This is a genomic window from Phenylobacterium deserti (assembly GCF_003254705.1).
GTDB lineage: Bacteria > Pseudomonadota > Alphaproteobacteria > Caulobacterales > Caulobacteraceae > Phenylobacterium > Phenylobacterium deserti.
In genome coordinates, this window is sequence record NZ_QFYR01000001.1 from 1,309,297 (window position 1) to 1,333,682 (window position 24,386).

26 protein-coding genes and 1 other RNA gene are annotated in these 24,386 nt (G+C 66.1%); 12 read left to right on the top strand and 15 right to left on the bottom strand.

Features of this window, described 5'->3' with window-relative positions; genetic code table 11:
* Positions 1 to 25 precede the first annotated feature (25 nt).
* The 3 genes from DJ018_RS19110 to DJ018_RS06550 are packed head-to-tail and all read right to left on the bottom strand — an operon-like array spanning position 26 to position 2,564.
* Positions 26 to 136 carry a DUF2474 family protein gene (locus tag DJ018_RS19110; protein WP_165842807.1) on the bottom strand — a complete coding sequence of 37 codons (111 nt, stop codon included), beginning with the start codon at positions 134 to 136 and terminating at the stop codon, positions 26 to 28.
* Entirely contained in the window at positions 133 to 1,146 is a 1,014-nt protein-coding gene (cydB, locus tag DJ018_RS06545) for a cytochrome d ubiquinol oxidase subunit II (protein ID WP_111514034.1), read from the bottom strand. The genes DJ018_RS19110 and cydB overlap by 4 nt, the downstream gene beginning before the upstream one ends.
* Positions 1,143 to 2,564, bottom strand: a complete 1,422-nt coding sequence (locus tag DJ018_RS06550; RefSeq protein ID WP_111514035.1) for a cytochrome ubiquinol oxidase subunit I — start codon at positions 2,562 to 2,564, stop codon at positions 1,143 to 1,145. Before DJ018_RS06550 ends, cydB begins: the two co-directional genes overlap by 4 nt.
* 190 nt (positions 2,565 to 2,754) lie before the next feature.
* Here DJ018_RS06550 and DJ018_RS06555 point away from each other — a divergent pair, with 190 nt between their 5' ends.
* From DJ018_RS06555 to DJ018_RS06565, 3 genes are all read left to right on the top strand, one after another.
* Positions 2,755 to 2,940: a (2Fe-2S)-binding protein gene (locus tag DJ018_RS06555; protein WP_111514036.1), complete on the top strand. Its 186-nt coding sequence runs from the start codon at positions 2,755 to 2,757 to the stop codon at positions 2,938 to 2,940.
* A 110-nt stretch (positions 2,941 to 3,050) separates the two neighbouring features.
* Positions 3,051 to 3,545, top strand: coding sequence for a bacterioferritin (bfr, locus tag DJ018_RS06560; protein ID WP_111514037.1), 495 nt, complete (start codon positions 3,051 to 3,053; stop codon positions 3,543 to 3,545).
* 61 nt (positions 3,546 to 3,606) lie between these two features.
* Positions 3,607 to 4,161 (top strand): TspO/MBR family protein, encoded by a 555-nt coding sequence (locus DJ018_RS06565; protein WP_111514038.1) that lies wholly within the window; start codon positions 3,607 to 3,609, stop codon positions 4,159 to 4,161.
* Here DJ018_RS06565 and DJ018_RS06570 read toward each other — a convergent pair.
* From DJ018_RS06570 to gap, 4 genes are all read right to left on the bottom strand, one after another.
* Positions 4,112 to 4,432 (bottom strand): hypothetical protein, encoded by a 321-nt coding sequence (locus DJ018_RS06570; protein ID WP_111514039.1) that lies wholly within the window; start codon positions 4,430 to 4,432, stop codon positions 4,112 to 4,114. The genes DJ018_RS06565 and DJ018_RS06570 overlap by 50 nt on opposite strands.
* Positions 4,433 to 4,514: 82 nt before the next feature.
* A complete protein-coding gene (gene fba / locus DJ018_RS06575; RefSeq protein WP_111514040.1) occupies positions 4,515 to 5,600 on the bottom strand; it encodes a class II fructose-bisphosphate aldolase in 1,086 nt (361 codons plus the stop codon).
* 28 nt (positions 5,601 to 5,628) lie between these two features.
* The gene (locus DJ018_RS06580; RefSeq protein ID WP_111514041.1) at positions 5,629 to 6,819 is read right to left on the bottom strand and encodes a phosphoglycerate kinase; all 1,191 of its coding nucleotides are present in this window, start codon (positions 6,817 to 6,819) and stop codon (positions 5,629 to 5,631) included.
* Positions 6,820 to 6,885: 66 nt separating this feature from the next.
* Positions 6,886 to 7,896 carry a type I glyceraldehyde-3-phosphate dehydrogenase gene (gap, locus tag DJ018_RS06585; protein ID WP_111514042.1) on the bottom strand — a complete coding sequence of 337 codons (1,011 nt, stop codon included), beginning with the start codon at positions 7,894 to 7,896 and terminating at the stop codon, positions 6,886 to 6,888.
* A 537-nt stretch (positions 7,897 to 8,433) separates the two neighbouring features.
* Here gap and DJ018_RS06590 point away from each other — a divergent pair.
* Complete coding sequence (locus tag DJ018_RS06590; RefSeq protein WP_276309818.1) at positions 8,434 to 9,729, top strand: porin; 1,296 nt, start codon at positions 8,434 to 8,436, stop codon at positions 9,727 to 9,729.
* Between the two features lie 36 nt (positions 9,730 to 9,765).
* Here the strand turns inward: DJ018_RS06590 and purT are convergent, their stop codons facing one another.
* Together purT and tkt are read right to left on the bottom strand one after the other, a co-directional pair.
* A complete protein-coding gene (gene purT, locus DJ018_RS06595) occupies positions 9,766 to 10,965 on the bottom strand; it encodes a formate-dependent phosphoribosylglycinamide formyltransferase (RefSeq protein WP_111514044.1) in 1,200 nt (399 codons plus the stop codon).
* A 4-nt stretch (positions 10,966 to 10,969) separates the two neighbouring features.
* The gene (gene tkt, locus DJ018_RS06600) at positions 10,970 to 12,943 is read right to left on the bottom strand and encodes a transketolase (protein ID WP_111514045.1); all 1,974 of its coding nucleotides are present in this window, start codon (positions 12,941 to 12,943) and stop codon (positions 10,970 to 10,972) included.
* 136 nt (positions 12,944 to 13,079) lie between these two features.
* Between tkt and DJ018_RS06605 the strand changes: the two genes are divergently transcribed.
* The 5 genes from DJ018_RS06605 (at position 13,080) to DJ018_RS06625 (ending at position 15,402) form a co-directional block, all read left to right on the top strand.
* Positions 13,080 to 13,373, top strand: coding sequence for a DUF4164 family protein (locus DJ018_RS06605; RefSeq protein WP_111514046.1), 294 nt, complete (start codon positions 13,080 to 13,082; stop codon positions 13,371 to 13,373).
* 4 nt (positions 13,374 to 13,377) lie between these two features.
* A complete protein-coding gene (locus DJ018_RS06610; protein WP_111514047.1) occupies positions 13,378 to 13,710 on the top strand; it encodes a cell division protein ZapA in 333 nt (110 codons plus the stop codon).
* Positions 13,711 to 13,772: 62 nt separating this feature from the next.
* Positions 13,773 to 13,934, top strand: a non-coding RNA gene (gene ssrS, locus DJ018_RS06615) — 6S RNA.
* Positions 13,935 to 13,984: 50 nt separating this feature from the next.
* A complete protein-coding gene (locus DJ018_RS06620) occupies positions 13,985 to 14,554 on the top strand; it encodes a 5-formyltetrahydrofolate cyclo-ligase (protein WP_240609466.1) in 570 nt (189 codons plus the stop codon).
* Positions 14,555 to 14,562: 8 nt separating this feature from the next.
* On the top strand, positions 14,563 to 15,402 hold the full coding sequence (locus DJ018_RS06625; RefSeq protein ID WP_111514048.1) for a TIGR00282 family metallophosphoesterase: 840 nt from the start codon (positions 14,563 to 14,565) through the stop codon (positions 15,400 to 15,402).
* 3 nt (positions 15,403 to 15,405) lie between these two features.
* Here the strand turns inward: DJ018_RS06625 and DJ018_RS06630 are convergent, their stop codons facing one another.
* Positions 15,406 to 16,641, bottom strand: coding sequence for a hypothetical protein (locus tag DJ018_RS06630; protein WP_133254229.1), 1,236 nt, complete (start codon positions 16,639 to 16,641; stop codon positions 15,406 to 15,408).
* 225 nt (positions 16,642 to 16,866) lie between these two features.
* Entirely contained in the window at positions 16,867 to 17,457 is a 591-nt protein-coding gene (locus DJ018_RS06635; protein ID WP_111514050.1) for an EF-hand domain-containing protein, read from the bottom strand.
* A 113-nt stretch (positions 17,458 to 17,570) separates the two neighbouring features.
* On the opposite strand from DJ018_RS06635, the gene DJ018_RS06640 reads away from it, so the two are divergent.
* Positions 17,571 to 17,924 carry a phage holin family protein gene (locus tag DJ018_RS06640; RefSeq protein WP_111514051.1) on the top strand — a complete coding sequence of 118 codons (354 nt, stop codon included), beginning with the start codon at positions 17,571 to 17,573 and terminating at the stop codon, positions 17,922 to 17,924.
* 30 nt (positions 17,925 to 17,954) lie between these two features.
* Here the strand turns inward: DJ018_RS06640 and DJ018_RS06645 are convergent, their stop codons facing one another.
* The 4 genes from DJ018_RS06645 to DJ018_RS06660 form a co-directional block, all read right to left on the bottom strand.
* Complete coding sequence (locus tag DJ018_RS06645) at positions 17,955 to 18,629, bottom strand: DUF6624 domain-containing protein (protein ID WP_111514052.1); 675 nt, start codon at positions 18,627 to 18,629, stop codon at positions 17,955 to 17,957.
* Between the two features lie 115 nt (positions 18,630 to 18,744).
* Entirely contained in the window at positions 18,745 to 20,388 is a 1,644-nt protein-coding gene (gene groL, locus DJ018_RS06650; protein ID WP_111514053.1) for a chaperonin GroEL, read from the bottom strand.
* Positions 20,389 to 20,429: 41 nt separating this feature from the next.
* Positions 20,430 to 20,717, bottom strand: coding sequence for a co-chaperone GroES (groES, locus tag DJ018_RS06655; RefSeq protein ID WP_111514054.1), 288 nt, complete (start codon positions 20,715 to 20,717; stop codon positions 20,430 to 20,432).
* Positions 20,718 to 20,921: 204 nt separating this feature from the next.
* Positions 20,922 to 21,230, bottom strand: coding sequence for a hypothetical protein (locus DJ018_RS06660; RefSeq protein WP_111514055.1), 309 nt, complete (start codon positions 21,228 to 21,230; stop codon positions 20,922 to 20,924).
* Positions 21,231 to 21,474: 244 nt separating this feature from the next.
* On the opposite strand from DJ018_RS06660, the gene DJ018_RS06665 reads away from it, so the two are divergent.
* Together DJ018_RS06665 and DJ018_RS06670 are read left to right on the top strand one after the other, a co-directional pair.
* Positions 21,475 to 23,421, top strand: coding sequence for a methyl-accepting chemotaxis protein (locus DJ018_RS06665; RefSeq protein WP_111514056.1), 1,947 nt, complete (start codon positions 21,475 to 21,477; stop codon positions 23,419 to 23,421).
* A 156-nt stretch (positions 23,422 to 23,577) separates the two neighbouring features.
* Positions 23,578 to 24,300 carry a hypothetical protein gene (locus tag DJ018_RS06670; protein WP_111514057.1) on the top strand — a complete coding sequence of 241 codons (723 nt, stop codon included), beginning with the start codon at positions 23,578 to 23,580 and terminating at the stop codon, positions 24,298 to 24,300.
* The last annotated feature ends 86 nt before the right edge of the window (positions 24,301 to 24,386 follow it).

Consider the following 24,386-nt stretch of genomic DNA (forward strand, 5'->3'; position numbering starts at 1 on the left):
CGGGCGGCTCAGGAGAGAAGCGGGATCAGCCGCGGTGGATCAAGGCGCGGAACAGGTAGACGGCCGCGCCGAAGGTCAGGAGGCTCGCCAGGTACAGGCCGACGAACCACAGCAGGCGGCGCAGGCGCTGGTTCAATGGTCGTAGCCCACGTCGTCGCCGATCTTTCCGCGGAAGACCCAGTAGGTGTAGGCGACATAGCCCAGCAGCACGGGCAGCAGCGCGAGCATGCCCACCAACAGGAACACCTGGCTGGAGCGCGGCGCGGCGGCCTCGTAGATGCTGATGTCCGGCGGGATCAGGTTGGGCCACAGGCTGATCGCAAGACCCAGAAAGCCTAGCAGGAACAGGGTCATGGCCAGAAGGAAGGGGCGGATGACCCGGCCGGAGGCGTGCTGCAGCGAGCGCCAGAGCTCGAAGCCGACCGCAGCCACCAGCAACGGTATCGGCGACAAGTAGAGGATGTTAGGCCAGGCGAACCAGCGCTGGGCGATGTCAGTGTCGAGCAGCGGGACAGCGGCGCTTACCAGCCCCATGAACAGGATGACGGCGAAGAGCAGGCGTATGGCCGTGCGTTGAGCCCAGTCGTGAAGATCGCCTGTGGATTTGGCCACGAGCCAGGTGGCACCCAGCAGGCCATACCCTGCCACCAGGGCCACTCCCGTCAGCAAGCTGAAGGGGGAGAGCCAGTCGAAGGCCCCGCCGGTGTATTGGCCGTCGCGCACCGGCACGCCCTGCACAAAGGCGCCGAGCACGACGCCCTGGGTGAAGGTGGCGAACAGGGAGCCGAAGAAGAAGGCCTTGCTCCACAGCCCCTTGTGCGCGTGCACCTTGAACCGAAACTCGAAGGCCACGCCCCGGAAGACGAGGGCGATCAGCATCACGAGAATGGGCAGGTAGAAGGCCGGCAACAGGGCGGCGTAGGCCATGGGAAATGCGCCGAACAGGCCAGCGGCCCCGAGCACCAGCCAAGTCTCATTGAAGTCCCAGATCGGCGCCACCGAGTTCATCGCGATGTCGCGCTCGCGCTCGTCCTTCATGAAGGGGAAGAGCATGCCGAGCCCAAGGTCGAAGCCGTCCAGCAGGACGTACATGAAGATCACGAAGGCGATCACACCCGCCCAGATGGTGGTGACGTCGAAGCTCATGATGTCGGCTCCGAGGGATCGGGGCTTTCGTCGGGGACGGAGAGCGGCCGCTTGGCGCGCTTGTCGTGGCGGTCGGCGGCCGGCGAGATCGCGTCGTCCATGCGCAACTTGGTGTCCGGGCCAGCCGCGATCAGTCGGAGCATGTAGAAGGTGCCCGCGCTGAAGATGGCCAAGTAGACCACCATAAAAGTCGCGAGAGAGGCGGCGACGCTGGCGGCCGGCACGGGCGAGACCGCGTCGGCGGTGCGCAGGTACCCGTAGACCACCCACGGCTGTCGTCCCACCTCCGCCGTGAACCAGCCGGTGAGCACGGCGATGAAGCCGCTCGGCGTCATGGCCATGCAGAGGAGCAGGAACCAGCGGCTGTCGTAGAGCCGCTTTCGCCAGCGCAGGAACAGCCCGGCCAAAGCGATGAACAGCATAGCGAAGCCGATGCCCACCATAATGCGGAACGAATAGAACGGGATCTTCACCGGCGGTCGGCGATCGCGCGGCCACTCCTTCAAGCCCCGGATCTCGCCGTTGGGATCGTGGGTCAGGATGATGCTGCCGAGCTTCGGCACAGCGATCTCAAAGTCGTTCCGCTCCTCGGACTCATTGGGCACGGCGAACAGGATCAGCGGCGCCCCGCGGCGCGTCTCCCAGTGTCCTTCGATGGCGGCGAGTTTGGTCGGCTGCTGGTCCAGAACCGCCAGGCCCTGGAGGTCGCCGGCTGCGATCTGCAGCGGCGTGACGATGGCGGCGAACCACATGGCCATGGAGAAGGCTTTTCGCGCCGCTTCCGGCGCCTTGCCCTTCCAGAGGTGCCAGGCCGAGACCCCCGCGACCACGAAGCAGGTGGTCAAATAGGCCGCCAGCACCATGTGCAGCAGGCGGTTGGGGAAGGACGGGTTGAAGACGATGGCCCACCAGTCCACGGGCACGAACCGGTCGCCCTCCATGGTGAAGCCCTGAGGCGTCTGCATCCAGCTGTTGGTGGATATGATCCAGAACGTGGAGAGCACCGTGCCCAGGGCCACCATGCTGGTGGCCAGGAAGTGCAGCTTCGGCCCCACCTTGTTCCAGCCGAACAGCATGATGCCGAGGAAGGCCGCTTCCATGAAGAAGGCGGTCAGCACCTCATACTGCATCAATGGGCCGATCACCGGGCCCGCGAGATAGGACAGGCGGCTCCAGTTCGTGCCGAACTGGTAGCTCATGATGATGCCGGACACGACGCCAAGGCCGAACGAGACGGCGAACAGCTTCACCCAAAAGCGGAAGAGCTGGATGTAGACGGGCTGCTTGGTGCGCAACCATTGCAGCTCCAGCATCCAGAGGTAGCTCGCCAGGCCGATGGTGAAGGCCGGGAAGAGGATGTGGAACGACACCACGAAGGCGAACTGGATGCGCGACAGCAGAAGTGCATCAAAGTCCATCGAACCGCCCCGTCCGCCGGCCGCCCATGGGCGCGCCTTCCGCGTCTTCTAAACCAGAACTCCTGACGAGCCATCATGGACCGCGACGAGGCGTCGCGCGCCTCCGTAGCGATACGGAGTTGAGAATGAGTTGCAAACGCGTTCGCATCTTGGTAGCCCTTCTCTTGAAGAGCAGGAGCCCCAAGGCCCCATGTACGTGTGCAATTGCAACGGCATCCGTGAGCGTCAGGTGCGCGCCGCTATCGCGGCCGGCGCGAGCCGTCCGGCGGAAATCTTCAAGTCCTGCGACTGCACCGCCCAGTGCGCCCGCTGCGTCGGCGAGATGCGTGAGATCCTGCAGGAAGAGCGCGAAACCCTGCGTTTCGCCGCCGAATAGCACGCCGAACGCGGTTATTTCAGCGACCGCAAATCACTTGCAAACATAGGCTTTGACACTGGGCGCTCCGCGCCTGAGTTTCCGCGCGAGAGCTTCGGGAGACTCGTACAGTGCAAGGCGACAAGGCTATCATCCGCATCCTGAACGCGGTGCTGACCAACGAGCTGACCGCGATCAACCAGTACTATCTGCATGCGCGGATGTACGAGAACTGGGGCTTCGCCAAGCTCGGCAAGATCACCTACGACGAGTCCATCGGCGAGATGAAGCACGCCGACAAGCTGATCCGCCGGATCCTGTTCCTGGACGGCCTGCCGAACCTGCAGGACCTGCACAAGCTGAAGATCGGCGAAACGGTCGGCGAGTGCCTGCAGGCCGACCTCGCGGTGGAAGTGGGCGGCCGGGTGACCCAGATCGAGGGCATCCAGCTGTGCGAGCAGGCGCACGACTACGCCTCGCGCGAGATCCTGCGTGAGATCCTCACGGACACCGAAGAGCACATCGACTTCCTGGAAACCCAGTTGTCGCTGCTGCGGAGCCTGGGCGAGCAGAACTACCTGCAAAGCGCCATGGGCGAGATCCCGCACGGGACCGGCGGCTACTAAGCTGGGCCGGAACCAAGCCGGGGCGCTTTGAATTCTCCCGCAGGTGACGCGGGAGGCCCGAATGCAATTCAAGGTTCGCGGGGCGGTGGACAGCCTCGCCAACAGTCGTGGTCGCTCGACGCGCCATCTGGCGGTCGGCGTCGGGCTCACGGCGGGGGCGGTGCTGGCCTCGGCGCTGATTGCTCGGGCCAACGCACCGACCAAGGACAATCCAGAGACCTATTCGGATTACGAAGACCTCGATCAACCGGGGTTCAAGCCGCCGGCGCCTGTGTTCGCCTGGGTCTGGCCGCCGCTGTTCCTGACGCTGATCGTGTCAGGCTTGCGGATCTGGAATGCGCCGAAGAGCGCGGCGCGCACACAGGCCCTGTCCCTGTGGGCGGCCGTGCAGGGGCTGAACGCGCTGTGGATGGCGCTCGGGCCCAAGCGCCTGTCGGCGCAGCTCGCCACCGCGGTGACGACCTTGGGCGCCGCCGGAGCTTACATTTGGCGCGCCAAGAAGGTGGATGGACCGGCGGCCGGCCTGGTTGCGCCCTATGCCGGTTGGATCGGCTTCGCCAACGTGCTCACCGAGGAGCTCTGGCGGAAGAACCACGAGCGTCCGACCATCCACTGAAGCCGTCGCCTTCGAAGTGATCCGTGGGGCCGTCCGGCTCCACCCGCTCATCGTAGCCGTGGCGCGCGGAGTAGAAGGCCAACCACATCAGGACACCGGCGAGCACGGCGGCGAGCGCCAGGCCGCCAAGCAGGTAGGGCCAGATCGGGCCCAGGCTGCGGGCCCCAACTTCGCTACGCTCGGTGGTGGCGAAGAACGCCCAGCCGGAGAACAAGGCGCAGCCCGCCAGTCCGCTGAACGTCAGGCCCAGGATGAGAAGGTGTCGGCCCATGCTCGCAGAAGTGGCGCAGGCCAGGGCAGGTTCCCGAAAGGGAAAGGGCCGCCCCTCCGGAGCGGCCCTTTGATCGTCTCGGCTATTCCGCCGCCTGGCGGGTGATGCCGATCTGCGGCGCCAGCTCGCCGGAGGCGTAGCGCTTGGCCATCGCCGACATCGGCAGCGGCTTGATCTTGCTGGCCCAACCGGCTGCACCGAACTCTTCGAAGCGCTGGCGGCACAGGGCGCGCATGGCTTCCTTAGCGGGCTTCAGATAGCTGCGCGGATCGAACTCGCCCGGCTTTTCGGCGAGCACCTTCCGGATCGCGCCGGTGATGGCCATCCGGTTGTCAGTGTCGATGTTGATCTTGCGCACGCCGTGCTTGATGCCGCGTTGGATCTCCTCGACCGGCACGCCCCACGTCGGGGGCATTTCGCCGCCGTACTTGTTGATGATCTCCTGCAGGTCCTCGGGCACCGAGGAGGAGCCGTGCATCACCAAGTGGGTGTTCGGCAGGCGTTGGTGGATCGCCTCGATCACGTGCATGGCCAGGACGTCGCCGTCCGGCTTGCGGCTGAACTTGTAGGCGCCGTGGCTGGTGCCCATCGCGACGGCGAGGGCGTCGACCTGGGTGGCCTTCACGAACTCCACAGCCTGGTCCGGGTCCGTCAGCAACTCGTCGTGGGAGAGCACGCCTTCGAAGCCGTGGCCGTCCTCGGCCTCGCCCATGCCGGTCTCAAGCGAGCCGAGCACGCCGAGCTCGCCTTCCACTGAGGCGCCCACCCAGTGGGCCATCTCGGTCACCTTGCGGGTGACCTCGACGTTGTACTCGTAGGTGGCTGGGGTCTTGGCGTCGGCTTCCAGCGAGCCGTCCATCATCACGGAGGTGAAGCCGTACTGCAGCGCGGTGGCGCAGGTGGCTTCGGAGTTGCCGTGGTCCTGGTGCATGCAGATCGGGATGTGCGGATAAAGCTCCACCAGCCCATCGATCAGGTGCTTGAGGATCAGGTCGTTGGCATACGACCGGGCCCCGCGGCTGGCCTGGATGATCACCGGAGCGTCGACTTCGTTCGCCGCCTCGAGGATCGCCAGACCCTGTTCCATGTTGTTGATGTTGAACGCCGGCAGGGCATAGCCCTGCTCCGCCGCGTGATCGAGCAGCTGTCGAAGTGTGATCCGGGCCATCGGCCTGCAGTCCCCTAGATTTGTTTTATCAGGAGGAGAGGGCCGCCACTCCGGGCAGCTCCTTGCCCTCCATCCACTCGAGGAACGCGCCTCCGGCGGTGGACACAAAGGAGAAATCCTTCGTCACGCCGGCCGCGTTCAGGGCCGCTACCGTATCACCCCCACCAGCCACAGCCACGAGTTTGCCGCTGATAACGTTGTCAGCCGCGTGACGAGCGGCTTCGACGGTCGCCTTGTCGAAAGGCGGCACCTCGAAGACCCCGAGCGGGCCGTTCCAGACCAGAGTGGCCGAGGCGTCCATGGCCTCGATAAGCCTGGCCAGAGTTTTCGGTCCAGCATCGAGGATGCGGTCGGCGGGGCCGATCGCGTCCAGTTCCCTAACGGCCGAGCTTGCGCCTGGTTCCACCTTTTCGGCGGTAACTACGTCAATCGGCAGGAGAATTTCACAATTGGAGGCCTTGGCGGTCTCCAGGATCTGGCGAGCGGTGTCGGCCAGGTCATGCTCGCACAGCGAAGCGCCCACATCGATGCCTTGCGCGGCCAGGAAGGTGTTGGCCATGCCGCCGCCGATGGCGAGGCGATCGAGCTTGCCCACGAGGTTGTTCAGCAGGTCGAGCTTGGTGGAAACCTTGGACCCGCCGACGATGCCCAGAACGGGCCGCTTGGGCGTTCCAAGCGCCGCATCCAGCGCCTCGAGTTCGCGCCGCATCTGCTCGCCCGCGTAGGCGGGAAGGATCTTGGCGATGCCTTCAGTCGAGCCGTGCGCCCGGTGCGCCGCCGAGAAGGCGTCGTTGACGTAGAGGTCCCCGTTTTCCGCCAGCTGGCGGGCGAACTCGGGATCGTTCTTCTCTTCGCCGGCGTGGTAGCGGACATTCTCCAGCAGAAGAACGTCGCCCGGCTGCATCGCGTCGATGACCGTCTTGGCCTCCGCGCCCACGCAGTTGTCGGCGAAGGCGACCGGCGCGCCGAGCAGATCCGCGAGCGGCGCCACGACCGGCTTCAGGCTCATCTCCGGGACGCGCCGGCCCTTGGGACGATCGAAGTGGGCCAGCAGGATCACCTTGGCGCCGCCGCTGCGCAGCTTCTCGATGGTCGGCAGGGCCGCCCGCAGCCGGGTGTTGTCCGTGACCTTGCCATCGGCCATGGGCACGTTGAAGTCCACACGCACCAGGGCGCGCTTGCCGGAGAGATCTGCGTCGTCGAGCGTCTTGAAAGCCATGGGCGGTCTTGAACCTGATCCTGCGTCTTGAAAGCGGAAGGGGCCCTTTCGGGCCCCTTGTTTGTCTTAGAGGAACTTCGCCAGAGCGACGGCGGTGTCGCTCATGCGGGTCGAGAAGCCCCACTCGTTGTCGTACCAGGAGAGCACGCGGCCGAGCTGGCCTTCGATCACCTGGGTCTGCGGCAGGGCCACGGTGGACGAGTAGGCGATGTGGTTGAAGTCGGAGGAGACCAGCGGCTCCTTGGTCACGCCCAGGATGCCCTTCAGCGGACCGGAGGCGGCGGCCGCTTCGATGGCCGCGTTGATCTCTTCCTTGGTGATGGTGCGGCCCGGCACGAACTTCAGGTCGACCACCGAGACGTTCGGGGTGGGCACCCGGATCGAGGAGCCGTCCAGCTTGCCGGTCAGCTCCGGGATCACCAGGCCCAGGGCCTTGGCGGCGCCGGTGGAGGTCGGGATCATCGACATCGCCGCGGCGCGGGCGCGGTAGAGGTCCTTGTGCATGGTGTCCAGGGTCGGCTGGTCACCGGTGTAGGAGTGGATCGTGGTCATGTAGCCACGCTCGATCCCGCACAGGTCCTGCAGCACCTTGGCCACCGGGGCCAGGCAGTTGGTGGTGCACGAGGCGTTGGAGATGATCAGGTCGTCGGCGGTCAGGCTGTCGTGGTTGACGCCGTAGACGATGGTCTTGTCGACGCCGTCGCCGGGGGCCGAGATGATGACGCGCTTGGCGCCGGCCTCGAGGTGGGCGCTCGCCTTCTCCTTGGAGGTGAAGATGCCGGTGCACTCGAGCGCGATGTCGACGCCGAGGTCCTTGTGCGGCAGCTCGGCCGGGTTGCGGACGGCCGTCACCTTGATCTTCCCGCGGCCCACGTCGATCGTGTCGCCGTCGACCGTGACCGTGGCCGGGAAGCGGCCATGCACGCTGTCGTAGCGTAGCAGGTGCGCGTTGGTCTCCACCGGGCCCAGGTCGTTGATGGCGACCACTTCGATGTCCGTGCGCGCATGTTCGACGATCGAGCGCAGGACCAGACGGCCGATGCGACCGAAACCGTTGATGGCGACGCGAACGGGCATGGGAAACCTCCTAAGGGCGCGGCGAAATGGCTGCGTTATTTTGGCGCGGCGATCTTTCGTCCGGGGGGCTGTGAGTCAACCCTTGGCCGGTGAGTTTTTCCGCAATGCAGCGTGACGGGCGCGCCGCCCCGGCGCGTCCGGCATCATCTACAATCCCCAAAACTGACGCTTGTTCCGACGAGGCCGATCAGCCGCCCTGCGCTGGATGGGTGCTTCTCAAGCTGGGCCATTCGTCCGAATGCGGCCTAAGAGTTCGCATTTCCGCGATCTGTGAAACAGCGGCCTATCCCCCGCCGAGCACTTCGCGTAGACGCCCCGGAGCCGCCGGCTCCGAGGAGAAGAGAGGTCACGATGGGAAGTGCAACTCCACCTGTCTCACGACTGCTTGCGCCGATGGCTCTGGCGCTGGCCGCGTCCTCCATAGCAGGGGCCGCATCGGCACAGGCCGCAGCGCCCCAGGCGAACGTTGACGCGGTGCAAGCGCAGATCGACGCCCTGCAGGCGCAGGTGCAATTGCTGCAATCTCAGCTGAACCAGATGCGTTCACAGGCGGCCGCCTCGAGTGCGGCCCCCGCGCCGACCGCGCCGCCGGCAGAAACGAAACCTGCGACCGTCGCAAGCCTTGCGCAATCAGCGCAGGCTGCCGCTGCTCCAGTTGCGGAGTCCGAAGAGGAGCCGTCAAAGGCCTGGTACGAACGCCTCCGGCTCCGTGGCTATACGCAGCTTCGCTACAACGGGTTCTTGAGCGGAGACGATACGGCCCCTGATGGTCTGTCGCGCCTGCGGTCCGTTCACGACGCCTCGATTAATGAGAGTGGCGGGTTCTCGCTTCGTCGTGTGCGTCTGGTTCTGGAGGGAGACGTCACCGATCGCGTCTCACTGTACCTCCAGCACGACTTCGGGGCTGCGGTGAACAACCAGTCGGGTACGGAGCGGCGCGAGAACTTCGGTCAGCTGCGCGACGCCTACGTCGATGTTTTTCCGACGCGTGACCGCACGGTCCGCATACGCTTCGGGCAGTCGAAAGTCCCTTTCGGCTGGGAGAACCTGCAGTCGTCTTCCAACCGCCTCACGCTTGATCGCTCGGACGCGATCAACAGCGGCGTTCCCGGCGAGCGTGATATCGGGGTGGTCGCCTACTATACCCCGACCCGCGTTCAGGCGATCTGGGACCGGCTGAAGGAGAACGACCAGAAGCTGTTTGGCAACTACGGAGCCTTCGGCGTCGGCGTCTACAACGGGCAGGGCACCAACCGTACGGAGCGGAACAACAGCCTGATGACGGTGGCCATGGCGACCTGGCCGTTCGAGCTGGATGGCCTTGGCCCCATGTTCGAGGGGCAGGTTCTGGAGCTTGGTGGGTCCGCCATGCTCAACAAGTTCCGGCCCGAGATCCGCGCCGGCGGGGTGAGCGCTGTCGACTACGACGACAACCGCGTCGGTCTCCACGCGATCCTCTACCCACAACCGTTCGGCATCCAAGCCGAGTGGTCCGGCGGTCGTGGGCCCGAGTTCGACGAAACCACACGGACAATTCGCGAGCAGTCGCTAGGCGGTGGCTACGTTCAGCTGATGTACGACATGGGTGAGACGGCCGTCGGCCGTGTGATCCCCTATGCCCGTTGGCAGCGGTATCGCGGCGGGTGGAAGGCCAGCACCAACGCGCCCCGGCTCGAGACGGACGAGTTCGAGCTCGGCTTCGAGTGGCACTTCATGGAGTCGCTGGAGCTGACCACCGCCTACGCGCGCATGAAGCGCCGGGAACCCGACGAGCGCCGTGTTGGGCGTGCGGAAGGTGACCTGATCCGCACGCAACTTCAGTGGAGCTACTAGGCCGCTCAGACGTGCCGTCGGCGCAGAGCCGAAGCATCAGCCGCGGACAGGCTTGACCTTACCGGCAGCTTCGCGCGCCCGCTCGCGAGCTTCATCGACGGCGCCGCCACGGGCCAAGGCGACCCCCATGCGTCGGCGCTCGTAGGCTTCGGGCTTGCCGAACAGGCGCAGGTCCGCGCCGGGCACGCTGAGCGCCTCGGCCACGCCTTCGAAGGCGATGCCTTTGGCTTCCATGCCGCCGTAGATCACCGCGCTGGCGCCCGGCTCGCGCAGGCGCACGTCGACGGGCAGGCCCAGGATGGCGCGGGCGTGCAGGGCGAACTCGCTCTGCATCTGGCTGACCAGGGTGACGAGGCCGGTGTCGTGAGGCCGGGGACTGACCTCCGAGAACCAGACGTCGGAACCCTTCACGAACAGCTCGACGCCAAACAAGCCGAAACCGCCGAGGGACTCCGTCACCGCGCGGGCGATGTCGCGGGCCTTTTTGTGAGCGGCCGGGCTCATGCCCTGCGGCTGCCAGCTTTCCACGTAGTCGCCCTTCACCTGCCGGTGGCCGATCGGCTCGCAGAACAGGGTCATGACGTCGCCGTCCAGCGCCCGGGCGCGGACGGTGAGCAGGGTGATCTCGAAGTCGAAATCCACGCGGCCTTCGACGATGACGCGGGGCTGCTCGACGCGGCCGCCCTCGAGAGCGTACCGCCAGGCCGCTGCGATTTGATCAGGGCTCTCGACAAAGGACTGGCCCTTGCCGGAGGAGCTCATCACCGGTTTCACGAAGCAGGGGAAGCCCGTGATCTTGACGGCGCCCTCGGCGAGCTCTTCCTCGGACGAGGCGAAGGCGTAGGGGCTGGTTGGCAGGCCCAGTTCCTCGGCTGCCAGCCGGCGGATGCCCTCGCGGTTCATGGTCAGCTGAGCGGCGCGGGCGGTGGGGATCACCGTGGCCAAGCCCTCGGCCTCGATCTTCACCAGTTCGTCGGTGGCGATCGCCTCGATCTCGGGAACGATCAGGTGCGGGCGTTCGGCCTCGACAAGGGCGCGCAGGGCGGCCCCATCGGTCATGGCGATGACGTGGCCGCGGTGAGCTACCTGCATGGCCGGCGCGTCAGCGTACCGGTCGACGGCGATCACCTCGCAGCCGAGCCGCTGCAGCTCGATGGCGACCTCCTTGCCGAGCTCGCCCGAGCCCAGAAGCATGACCTTGAGGGCGGTGGGCGAGAGCGGCGTGCCGAGGCGCATGGCGTCAGGCCAGCTTGCGCTTGGCTGCGTCAGCGACCGCCTCGGCGGTGATGCCGAACTGCTCGTACAGTTTCTCGTACGGGCCGCTGGCGCCAAAGCTGTTCATGCCGACGAACACGCCGTCTGAACCGATAAAGCGGTCCCAACCCATGCGCACGCCAGCTTCCACGGCCACGCGGACTTCTGTCTCGCCGATAACCTGAGCTTGGTAGTCAGCCGGCTGCTGCTCGAAGAGCTCGAAGCACGGAACGGACACGACGCGGGCGCCGATGCCTTGCGCCTCCAGGGTCTCGCGAGCCTTGAGCGCGACGGGCACCTCGGTGCCGCTGGCGAAGATGGTCACCTGAGCCGGATGACCGGCGGCAGCCAGTTGGTAGGCGCCTTTGGCTGACAGGTTCTCACCGGCCGTGGTGGTGCGCACCGCGGCGGTCTTCTGGCGGGACAGGGCCATGACGGACGGCGTGCGGGCCGTACCAAGCGCGAGCTTCCAGCACTCGGCGGTCTCAACCGCATCGGCCGGGCGATAGACATTGAGGTTCGGCATGCAGCGCAGGGCGGCCAGGTGCTCCACCGGCTGGTGGGTCGGACCGTCTTCGCCGAGGCCGATGGAGTCATGGGTCCCGACGTGGATCACCCGCACGCCCATCAGGGCGGCCAGGCGGATCGCCGGGCGGCTGTAGTCGGTGAAGACCAAGAAGGTGCCGCCGTAAGGGATGACGCCGCCATGCAGCGCCATGCCGTTCATGGCCGCGGCCATGCCGTGCTCGCGCACGCCGTAGTTCACGTAGCGACCGGCGTAGTCGGGCGCATCCAGGATCGGCGTGTTCTTGACGAAGGTGTTGTTGGAGCCGGTGAGGTCGGCCGAGCCGCCGATCATCTCGGGGATCGAACCGAAGATCCGCTCCAGCACCGCGCCGGAATGCTGGCGGGTGGCGGCGGCCGGAGCCTTGGCTTCGGCGTCTGCGATGAAGGCGTCCAGCGCGTCGAAGGCGTGGGCCGGCAGCTCGCCCGCAATCGCGCGGTCGAAGTCGGCCTTCTTGCCCGAAGACACGAGCTTGGCTTCCCAGTCCTTGCGGGTGCGGGCGCCGCGGCGACCCGCGGATTTCCAGGCTTTCGTGACCTCTTCCGGCAGGATCCACTGCTCGTGCGGCCAGCCGAGGTTCTCGCGGGTCAGAGCGACTTCCGCCTTGCCCAGCGCCTTGCCATGGACGTCGTGGGTGCCCTGGAAAGTGGGCGAGCCCTTGCCGATCACCGTCTTGCAGGCGATCAGGGTCGGACGATCCTGCTTGGTCGCCCAGGCGAGCGCCTTGCGGATCTGGCCGTAGTCGTGGCCGTCGATGCGCTTCACCGCCCACCCAGCCGCCTTGAAGCGGGCGAGCTGGTCGGTGGCGTCCGAGATGGCCACGTGACCGTCGATGGTGATGTCGTTGTCGTCCCACAGGACGGTCAGCTTGGAGAGCTTCAGGCGGCCGGCGAGGCTGATCGCCTCGTGGCTGACGCCTTCCATCAGGCAGCCGTCGCCGGCCAGCACCCAGGTGCGGTGGTCGACGAGTTCCGAGCCGAAGCGAGTGGCCAGGTGGCGCTCGGCGATGGCCATGCCGACGGAGGTGGCGATGCCCTGGCCCAGCGGCCCGGTGGTCGTCTCAACGCCCGGCGTGTGGAAGACCTCGGGGTGACCCGGCGTCAGGGAGCCGATCTGGCGAAAGTTCTTCAGTTGGTCGAGGCTGACCGCCTTCACGCCGGACAGATGCAGCAGGCTGTAGAGCAGCATCGAGCCGTGGCCGGCCGAGAGTACGAAGCGGTCGCGGTCCGCCCAATCCGGCTTGGACGCGTCGTACTTCAGGAACTTGGTCCAGAGCACCGTGGCGACGTCGGCCATGCCCATGGGCATGCCGGGGTGACCGGAGTTGGCCTGTTCGACCGCGTCCATCGACAGTACGCGGATAGCGTCGGCCATGGTCTGAAGGGGCGCCGGCATCGGAATCCTGAGTCTTAACGAATGGGTGGCGCGCCCCTCGCATGTGGACGGCGCACGGTCAAGGAACCGCCATGGTCTGGAGGAACCTGTCGCAGGGCTATAGATTAACGGCCACAGTAGTCGGGACGGAGTAGGTATGATCCGTGAAGCCGCGGGCGAAAGCGCCCTCGAGACGGCCGCCAAACGGCTGGAGCGGGCGGTGACCCTGCTGGAAGAGCGTCTGGCGGAGCGGCCTGCGTCGGTAAGCGGCGGCGGGCTGTTCGACAATGGCGGCCATTCCCTGGCCGCCGAGCTGGAGAAGTCGCGTGCTCGCGAAAAGGCTCTGGAAGAGGCCGGCGCGGAAGCGTCTGCGGCGCTGGGCCGCGCCATTCTCGAAATTCGTGCGGCGCTGAACGGCGCCGCGCCCCCCGTGCAATCGCCGGAGACCTAAGGCCATGGCGCAAGTGACTCTGGACGTGAACGGCCGCCCATATGTGGTCGGCTGCGAGGATGGACAGGAACAGCACCTCGTCGACCTGGCCCGCCTGTTCGACCGGCAGGTTCGACAGGTCAGCCAGGAGATGGGGCAGCTGGGTGAGACCCGCCTGTTTCTGATGGGCGCCCTGCTGCTCGCCGACGAGCTGTCAGACATGAAGATGCGCATGTCGGCGCTTCAGGCGGAGCTGGCCAGACATCAATCCGATCGCGCCCGGATCGAGACGCGGGCCGCGACGGCACTGGAAAGCGCCGCGAAGCGGATCGAGAAACTGGCCGACGAAGTGGAGTGACGAGCCGGCCGCTTGCGTCCTTGAGAACCGCGAGCCGGCCCACTACGTTACCGAACCGGCGGGTCGTGCTGCGGCTCACGTCGAAGGCGACATATCCCAGCGACCTTAATTCTCTCATAGGGAGCTGTCCCTGCTCAGGGCCGTGGTCTTGAGCACACGGCGCCCACCTGGTGTAACCAGGTCGAGGGGATGAAACAGTCCTTCACGGTTTTCGCGGCGCCGCCACCTTCTTCCCCACGCATCCTTCCGGCGCGCTTTGCGCTATGAGGGCCGCGTGAGCGAGATCACAGACAAGACCGCGCTACGGGCGCAGATGCGGGCGAGGCGGCGCCAGTTGGCCGCCGAGCAGCCGGACGCCGCCAAGCTTGCCGCCGCGCGCATCCCGCTCGATCGGCTCCCCATCTTCCAGACGTTCAGCGGCTATCACCCGCTTGGCTCCGAGATCGACCCCCGACCGCTGATGCGCCGCCTGGCCGAAAACGGCGCCGTGCCGGCCCTGCCTGTCGCCGCCAGCCGCGAGGAGCCGCTGGAGTTCCGCCTTTGGGATCCGCGAGAGGGGCTGGAGCCGGATGCTTTCGACATACCAGCGCCGCCGCTCTGGGCTGGCGCGGTCCAGCCCGAGCTGATCATCGCACCGCTGCTTGCGTTCGACCGGCGGGGCAACCGGCTTGGGCAGGGCGCGGGCCACTATGACCGCACCATCGCGAACCTTCGGGCGCTTCAGCCTGTTTTCGTTCTGGGCCTCGCCTTTTCGGGCCAGGAACTGGAGGAACTGCCCGCCGAACCCCACGACGAGCGGCTCAACGCCATCCTGACCGAGACGGACTACATCGAGGTCGGCTAAGGAGCCCCATGCGTTTCGCTTTCTTCGGGGATGTGGTCGGTCGTGCGGGCCGAGAGGGGCTGGCCGAGCACCTGCCGCACATCCGTCGCCGCCTCGGTCTCGAGTTCGTGATCATCAACGCGGAGAACGCCGCCGCCGGCTTCGGCATCACGGAGGCCACGGCGCGCGAGCTGTTCGACGCGGGCGCCGACTGCCTGACCCTGGGCAACCACTCCTGGGATCAAAAAGAAGCCCTCACCTACATCGTGCGTGAGCCGCGGCTGATCCGACCAGCCAACTATTCGCCCTTTGCCGAGGCGCCCGGGCGCGGCGCCCAGCTGTTCGAAACTCAGAACGGACGCCGGATCCTCGTGATCAACGCCTTGGGTCGCGTGCATATGGACGCGCTGGACGACCCGTTTGCGGCCGTCGATCGCGAGCTCGAATCCGCTCCGTTGGGCGTGGTGGCCGACGCCGTGGTGGTCGACATCCACGCGGAAGCCACGTCCGAGAAGATGGCCATGGGCCACTTCTGCGATGGGCGAGCGAGCCTGGTGGTGGGCACCCATACCCATGTCCCGACTGCGGACTGCCAGATCCTCCCCGGCGGCACCGCGTATCAAACCGACGCAGGCGCTTGCGCCGACTACGACAGCGTGATCGGCAACCAGAAGGAAGAGCCGCTGCGGCGGTTCACCACCCGCATCTCCGGCGGTCGTTACAAGCCCGCCGAAGGACCGGCGACGGTCTGCGGCGTGTTTGTCGAAACGAACGACGCAACGGGCCTCGCCAGGCGCGTAGAGCCCATCCGGGTGGGTGGACGTCTCAGCCCCGCCCTGCCCACGTTGGAAGCGGCCGTAGGAGCCTAGGGCTCAGCGGCTGGCGTTGAACTCGTCCAGCCGGGCCAAGAGCGCCTCGGCGCCGCCGACGCCGACGCTGGCGCGCGCAATCCGCTCTCGTAGACTGGCCACGCGGGCATGACCCTGCGTCTCCGATACCGCGCGGTGGAGCCGCCGGGTCGCGACGGTGTCGTCCAGCAAGCGCACCGCGCGTCGGCGGTTGGCGTCGCCCGCCACCGTTTCGAGGACCAGGGCGAGGGCACCCAGTTCGTTGAAGGCGTCCGGAGCCGGGCCGATCAAGGCGCCGAGGAACGCAGGCTCAAGGAGGATGGACGAGCGGGCGACCAGCGCCTCACGCACATCCTCTTCGGGCATCAGCGGTCCGCTGGCGGCCGTTAGCGCCGCGCCCAGCAGCCGCAGCATCTCGATCTCGCCGAAGGCTGAGCCGGGACGCAGCCGGCCGCGTCCGGCGAAAGCCGCAAGCATGCGGCGATGGAGATCCTGGCGCGCCTTGGGGAACAAGCCGGCCTGCAGGGCCTCGCCCAGCCTTTCTAGAACCGGCGAAAGAGGCGGACAGCTCGCCGCAAGCGACGGCTGCACTCGCGCGAGGGCGGTGAACACCGTGCGGTCCGCCAGGGCTAGGTCCACGGCGACGGCGGCGCCGAGCGACAGCTCGCCGCCAAACAGTTCTCCCCAGGCGGCGGGCTGGCGCAGAACCTCGCGCAACGGCCGCTCCAGCAGTCCGAGTAGAAGGTCCCGAGCGGGCGTGCCGTGAGGCGCGGCCTGGGCGATGTCGAGCAGGACGGTCAGCTTGCCAGACCAACCGTCAGCCGAGCCAAGGCGCCGGGCGATGACGAAGCCAAGGCGCAAGGAGTCGTCCTCGGACCCATGCAGGTCCTGCGCCAATCCCGAGATCTCCGCCGCCGTGAGCTCGGGCGTCGGCGCTTCGCGTGCATGCCGCGTGAGACGCGAGAGCGCGCGGTCCGTCAGCCGCTGCAGCTGCCGTATGATCTCGTGTACGCTGTCGCCGCGCGCGAGGGCTGCGGGCACCGCCACCTTCTGCAGCGCCTGTTGCAGGTCGGTCCCGGCTCCGTCCAGGCGCATGGCCAGGTCGGCGCGGTGCAGCAGCTCGAAAGGCGTGACGGACTGCCGGGCCAGCCAAGGCTGCAGCAGGTGACCGATGGTCTCGCCGGCCGCGGAGCCGTAGAGCTCTTCAGGCTCTGTGCAGAGACGTGGCGTCGGAGCGGTTGCAAGGTGCGCCGCGCTCACGACCGCCAATCCACTGAACGTCGGCTCGCCACCATTGATCCTGTCTTCCCTCGCCCAAGTTGAGTGGGGATGCAGGATCGTTGTTAAGGCCAGTATAACCTGAGCGCACTTTTTGACCCTGAGCTGTATTTTGCTCACTCAAGGTAGTGTTGCTCTTATCTGATGACATCAAGAAACAGCTGACGCATCAAGGTAAACTGCATAACGCAACTACTTGAACTTGGCTCAGCGCTTGCCGCGTGCGGGTTGCAGGCCTTCCAAGGTGAGCTTGCCGGCTTTCGCCTTGTCGATCATCTCAAACCTGCGCCGGGCTGCCCGCGACCACTCCTCCTGGGTGACTTGTCCGTTGAAGTCCTCGTCCGCCGCGCGCACAGGCTGCGGCGTGTTCAGCAAGGCGAACCGTCCAACCAAGTGCTGCTCAGGTTTGCGGCGTGGCTGGGGATCAGAGCCGCGACGTTGGCGCACGTCCCCGGCGCCGGGCCGCCCAGCGCCCATCATGCCGAGTTGGGTGATTTCCGGCGCAAGCTCCGTCTCGTAGCGCAGCGTTTCCGAACCTGCGATCCGACCGTCGCCGTCAGCATCGACGATCTTAAAGAAGCGCAGCGCGTCGGCCCGGAACTCGGCCAAGGTCAGGGCGCCGTCCTTGTCGGCGTCGGCGCCGGTGAACCAGGCGGCGAGCCCCTCAGACCCACGAAACACCTCGCCTGCGGGGCTGATGAAGAAGCCGTCGTCGCCCCCGCGCGGCCCCGCCGGCTGGGCCGAGGCGGTCGTCGCCAAGGCCAGGATCGCGCCCGCGAACAAAAGGGTGCGCCGCATGTCATGCTCCCGTATTCGAACTGACGCGACCTTGGCTTTAACCTTTGGCTGAAAAGCGGCCGGTCCGGTGTCGCGATGGAAATGCCGAACTGAAGCTTTAGGGGAGGGCGGCCATGCTCGCCAAGTTCATCGTCCGCGCCATTTTCGCCGCTCTCGGTTTGTGGGTGGCCAGCCTGATCGTTCCCGGTGTCGGTTTCAGCGACACGGGCTCGCTGATGCTGGCGGCGATTCTGCTGGGCGTCGTCAACGCCTTCGTTCGGCCGGTGGTGTTCGTCCTCACCCTGCCGATCACCCTGGTGACCTTGGGGCTGTTCCTGCTGGTGGTGAACGCAGCCATGATCGGCCTGGTGGCCGTGCTGCTCTCCGGCTTCCACGTGAACGGGCTGTTCGCCGGGATCGGAGCCGCCATCGTCACTGGCGTGTCGAGCTGGATCGGCGGGCTGGTGCTCTCCGACCAGAAGCGGTGATTAGCCAGGCTTTCGGTCACATGTTGACGATCAGCAGGGAAAGTTCATCGACTCGAACGCTCGAACGTACTCGGCAAGCGGCCCCATCCCCATGCTGCGACGCAATTGGTCCACGCGGGCCGCGTCCTCCAATGGATGCAGCTGGTTCTTGCCGTTGATGCAGCGGAATTGAGAGCCGAAGCGCTGCGGGCGGCCCTCGTTCATCGCAAGGCGGTCGTACATCAAGGCGTAGTCTTGCCCCCTGATCTCACCCGAAGCGACGAGCGGCTCAAGGATCGGCAAGAATCGGCGCCAGAGCTCCAGGTTTGAATGTTGGATGATGTGGAACGCCGCTCGAGAGGCGTTTTCGCCGTACTCTGCGCGCGTGATCCAGCCTCCCTGTGGGATGAGCGGCAGCAGGAGCTGCTGATTGGCTTGATCGATCTCATCGATCACCGCGCCCATGACCTTGCGCGCTCGTGTGTGTTCCTCGGGCGATAGGCCGTTGAAGTTGACTTTGCTCAGAGCGAGGCGCGGCGCCTGATCAAGCTTGCCGAGCCGGATGATCTTTTCAATTGATGTCTTCGGCGGCGGCGATGCGGCCTCTTCAGCCCTCGCCCTCTCGGCCGCCTCAAGCACGGGCGCGATGGCGGCTCGCTCACGCGGCGTGAGTTGAGCCGCAGTAAGCGCGGCTGCCAGAGCAAATCCTAACGCGGCTTGGAGCATACCCGCACCTCCTTCGAACTAGGTTCCGGCGCGACCGAGCCATGAATGTGGCAACCAAAGAAAAAGGGCGAAGCCTTGCGGCTCCGCCCCCATTCTGTCGTCGGATGACGTGGACTTAGAAGTCCATGTCGCCCATGCCGCCCGGCATGCCGCCGGGGCCGCCCGCGGGGGCGTTCTTCTTCGGCGCTTCGACGATGGCCGCTTCCGTGGTGATCAGCAGGCCGGCGACCGAAGCCGCGTCCTGCAGAGCCGTGCGGACGACCTTGGCCGGGTCGATGACGCCGGCCTGCACGAGGTCGACGTACTCTTCCGTCTGGGCGTTGAAGCCGAAGGTCGGGGAGGCGTTCTCGAGGATCTTGCCGACCACGATGGAGCCTTCGACGCCGGCGTTCTCCGAGATCTGACGGATCGGAGCCTGCAGCGCGCGACGCACGATGGCGACGCCCGCTTCCTGGTCGTCGTTGTCACCCTTGAAGCCGTCGAGGACCTTGGAGGCCTTCAGCAGGGCGACGCCGCCGCCGGGGACGATGCCTTCTTCCACGGCCGCGCGGGTCGCGTTCAGGGCGTCGTCGACGCGGTCCTTCTTTTCCTTCACTTCGACTTCGGTGGCGCCGCCGACGCGGATCACCGCCACGCCGCCGGCCAGCTTCGCGAGACGCTCTTGCAGCTTCTCACGGTCGTAGTCGGAGGTGGTGTCTTCGATCTGCTTCTTGATCTGGGAAACGCGGCCTTCGATGCCGGTCTTGTCGCCAGCGCCGTCAACGATCGTGGTGTCTTCCTTGGTGATCGTGACCTTCTTGGCGCGGCCAAGCATGTCGAGCGTGACGCTCTCGAGCTTGATGCCCAGGTCTTCGCTGATCAGCTGGCCGCCGGTCAGGATGGCGATGTCTTCCAGCATGGCCTTGCGGCGATCGCCGAAGCCCGGAGCCTTGACCGCCGCGACGCGCAGGCCGCCGCGCAGCTTGTTGACGACGAGGGTCGCCAGGGCTTCGCCTTCGACGTCTTCAGCGATGATCAGCAGCGGACGGCCCGACTGGACCACCGCTTCCAGCACCGGCAGCAGGGGCTGCAGCGAGGAGAGCTTCTTTTCGAAGAGCAGGATCAGCGGCTCTTCGAGGTCGGCTTCCATCTTCTCGGCGTTGGTGATGAAGTACGGCGACAGGTAGCCGCGATCGAACTGCATGCCTTCGACGACGTCGAGTTCGGTCTCGGCGGTCTTGGCTTCTTCGACGGTGATCACGCCTTCGTTGCCAACGCGCTCCATGGCGCGGGCGATCATTTCACCGACTTCGGTGTCGCCGTTGGCGGAGATGGTGCCGACCTGGGCGATCTCGCTGTTGGCCGAGACCTTCTTGGCGTTCGACTTGATCTCTTCGATGACCTTGGCGACCGCCTTGTCGACGCCGCGCTTCAGGTCCATCGGGTTCATGCCGGCCGCGACCGACTTCAGGCCTTCCACGACGATGGCTTGCGCCAGCACGGTGGCGGTGGTGGTGCCGTCGCCGGCCTTGTCGTTGGTCTTGGAGGCGACTTCACGGATCAGCTGGGCGCCGAGGTTCTCGAACTTGTCAGTCAGTTCGATTTCCTTGGCCACGGACACGCCGTCCTTGGTCGAGCGCGGAGCGCCGAAGGACTTCTCGATGACCACGTTGCGGCCCTTCGGGCCCAGGGTCACCTTCACGGCGTTGGCGAGGATGTTGACGCCGCGCAGCATGCGGTCGCGCGCGTCGGAAGCGAAATAGACGTCTTTGGCAGCCATGGTTGCTGTCCTTCTCTAATCGGATGTCTTGAGGGCGACGGTTAGGCGAGCACGCCCAGGATGTCGCTTTCCTTCATGATCAGCAGGTCTTCACCGTCGAGCTTGACCTCGGTGCCGGACCACTTGCCGAACAGGATGCGGTCGCCGACGCTGACGTCGAGGGCCGTGACCTTGCCGTTGTCGTCGCGAGCGCCGGGGCCGACGGCGATCACTTCGCCTTCCTGCGGCTTTTCCTTCGCGGTGTCGGGGATGATGATCCCGCCCTTGGTCTTAGCTTCTTCCTCGACGCGCTTGACGAGGACGCGATCTCCCAGGGGACGAAACGCCATGATTCTCTTCTCTCCGTTCGAGACGGTTGGATGGTGTGACACTGCGGGAATGAGCGGCTGTTAGCAGTCCCAGCCCGCGAGTGCTAACGACGGCTGGGATATGTGAAAGAGGCGCTGCGGAGTCAAGACGGCGCCGAAAACGAAGAAGGCGCCCTCCTTGCGGAGAGCGCCTTTTCGAATCTCGTCGCGATGTGGGGCGGCTTATCAGCCGCCACCGGGGAAGCGCATCGGGATCTTCAGCTCGCCCGTCTTGGCGCCGATCGGCAGCACCGCGGCGACGCAGATGGCGGCCTTGTCGAAGCCCTTGCCCGGGAGGCTGTCCGAAACGACCTTGCAGTCCGACAGCTTACCGGCGTTCGCCGTGCACGACAGCATGACCGTCGCGGCGTCCTTCTTGTTCGCGTTCGAGCTCAGGCACTTGTCCATGCTCTGTTCGAACGAGCCGGCCGAAGCCGAACCAACCAGCAGCGTGCTCAGCGCAGCAGCGCCAGCGAAAGAGATGATTTTCTTCATCTACCCCATAACCCCTTTGTGGAAGCGGAATGAGCGGAAGATGATCCCGGTCTGTTAAAAAGCAGTTCCCGTAAAAAGTGCGTTGGATAATAAAGGTTAACAGCGTGGGAGCCATGAGTTCTTGCGGTGCACCATGCCGTGCTTAACGTGCCGCGCCTGAATGGTATCGATTATAAATAATTAGCGATCTAAGCCCATCTATCACCCCGAACGCGAGCGCTTCGCCTGTGCAAAGGGGGTTTCGTTGAAACGCGCACGACTTGATGACCTGCCGCTGGTGCTGAAGATCGGCGTGGCTCCGGCCTTCGCCTTGATCATGCTGGCCCTCATGGCGGGAACCATGGTGTTCATGCAGCGCAGCCAGTCTGCTGAACTTCAGCGTGTGGTCCGCGTGGACATGCCGAACAGTCTGCGGATGCAGAAGATCTCGGAGCGGATCAACGCCGTTCACGGCGAGCTCTATGTTCTGCTGACGCATCAGGCCGCACAGATCAGCCCGGAAACCATTGAAGCCGAAACCCAGCAGATGCTGGCGGAGATCGACAACATTCAGGCGGACGTCCGGGTCGCGCGCAACGCCGCTCCGGCCGACCAACGGCCGAAGTTCGACAAGCTCATCAAGGACCTGAAGGACACCAGGGACGCGTTGGACGTGATCGCGGCCATGATCAGCACCGACTTCGCGACCGCCGCCGGCTTCGCCGCACCCTTCGAAGCGCAGTATGAAACCATGACCGGCACGCTGCGGGAGATCGTGGCCAGCGCGCAAAAGCAAACCGCCGCCCAGGCTGACGCGACTCAGGCCAAGGCGAACGCCGCCCAGCTCACCACCATGGTGGCCGCAGGCGTCACTCTGGCGCTTGTCGCGGCCCTGTCGGCCTTCTTCGTCCTGAACATCCGCAGGGGTGTCAGCACCCTGGCTCGCGCTACGGAGCGCCTGGCTCGCGGCGAAACGGACGTGCCTGTGGAGGCCCTCACCCGCAAGGACGAGCTGGGCGCCATCGTGGAGTCGCTGAAGGTGTTCCGCGACAATCAGATGCGCCTCGAGGAGATGCGTCGCGAGCAGGAGGCCAACCGCAGCGCCACGGAGGAGAGCCGTCGCGAAGCCGAGGCCGCGGCCCGCGCCCGCGCGGAAGAGCAGCAGCTTGTGGTCAGCTCCCTGGCTCGGGGACTGGACCAGCTGGCCGCCGGCGACCTGACCTTCCGCCTGACGCAGTCCTTCCCAGGCGAGTACGAGAAGCTGCGCGACGACTTCAATCTGGCGCTGGGCAAGCTCGAAGAAGCCATGCAGGCGATCGCCGCCTCCACCGGCTCGATCCGCACCGGCACGGGCGAAATCTCCAGCGGCGCCGAGGATCTGTCGCGCCGGACTGAGCAGCAGGCCGCCACCCTGGAAGAGACCGCTGCGGCGCTCGACCAGGTCACGGCGACGGTGCGCACAACGGCCGAAGGGGCGTCGCAGAGCCAAGAAGCGGTGGTTCTGGCCAAGCAGGACGCGGAGTCTTCCGGCGAGATCGTCCGTCGCGCCGTGTCCGCTATGGGCGAGATCGAACAGTCCTCGAACCAGATCAGCCAGATCATTGGGGTGATCGACGAGATCGCCTTCCAGACCAACCTGCTCGCCCTCAACGCCGGCGTAGAGGCGGCCCGGGCAGGTGAAGCCGGACGCGGCTTCGCGGTTGTCGCTTCGGAAGTGCGTGCGCTTGCTCAGCGCTCCGCCGACGCCGCCAAGGAGATCAAGGCGCTGATCTACTCGTCCAGCAGCCACGTCAGTCAAGGTGTTTCGCTGGTGGGTGAAACGGGCGACGCCCTTCAGCGCATCTCGGCGCACGTGAACACCATCTCCACGCTCGTGGGCGAGATCGCCGCTTCGGCGCGCGAGGAAGCCACGGCTCTGGCCGAGGTGAACACCGCCGTGAACCAGATGGACCAGGTGACCCAGCAGAACGCAGCCATGGTCGAGCAGGCCACGGCCGCCAGCAAGGTGCTGGCTCAGGAGACCCACGAGCTCGCCAAGCTCGTCGAGCGCTTCAAGATCGGCCGCAGCGACCTGGCTCCTCGCACCCTCGAGCCGCGCCGGGCTGCGCCCGCCCGGCCGGCGAGCGCGCCGCGCATCGCGGGCGCGACGGCCTTGGCGATGTCTCCGCACGCAGCGGCGGCGCAAGCCGAGGATGACTGGCAGGAGTTCTGAGATCCTGCAGGATCTCTAAGCTCAAGCGGGGCGCCCATCGAGGCGCCCCGTTCCATTTGGAGGAATGGCGGCGGCGAACGCAACACATGGGGGTGCGCGCCGATTGAAGCGTCGAAGCCCTGCGCCTCGCGCGGGCGACCTTCAGGAGAAGATGCGATGCCCGACAAGCACCCCAACACAACCCGCTGGGGCGGACCTGGCGCAAGCCATGAAGATCGAACCAAACCCATGCCCACGCCGGCCCCAGCTCAGCCTGAGGGCGCTGCGAGCACCAACCCGCGCGTGAGCCAGGTGTCCACCGGCGGCGGTGAGCGGGATGAGAAGCACAGCCACGTGGACGCAATGCGCAGTTCCAAGTCGCACGCCACGGACACGCCAAGCCCAACGAGCAGCAAGGATTGGCGGCAGAACCGTTCACGGCACGATCGCGAGGCGCAGGTGGCTGCGGCGGAAGACGTGGGGGAACCCAGAAGCTTCCGTGGCGGAGCGCCTGATGAAGCGGGCTCCCCCGATGCGCCGGACGCGGGCCACGGCACACCTGTTCGTGTCACCCTGGATGCGGATCACCCGGGCGGCGCCGGGGTGGCTGGCGAGGCTGAACAACGAGTGCGACGCGCTATAGCGCGGTTCGATCGTGACCTGTCGGAGGTGCAGATCTACCTCGCGGACGCTACTGGCCAGGGCTCGCCCGGGCCGAAGAGCTGCACGATCCAAGCGGTGCTGCATCGGGGAGAGACTATCGCAGTCACGGAATCCTCCCGAGAGGTGGAGCAATCGCTGATGCTTGCGTCTCGTGAGCTGGTCCGCCGACTGGCGGAGGAGCTTGGATATGGTGGCGGTAAGCCGGACGCCGCCGGAGAAGCTGCCCCTCACGCCTGAGCCGACAGACTACGAGCCCCGTCAGCCTTGCGTGAGGCGCGGGGCTCTACGCTGGTAGGCTTCACCGCACACTTCCGTTAGGGTGG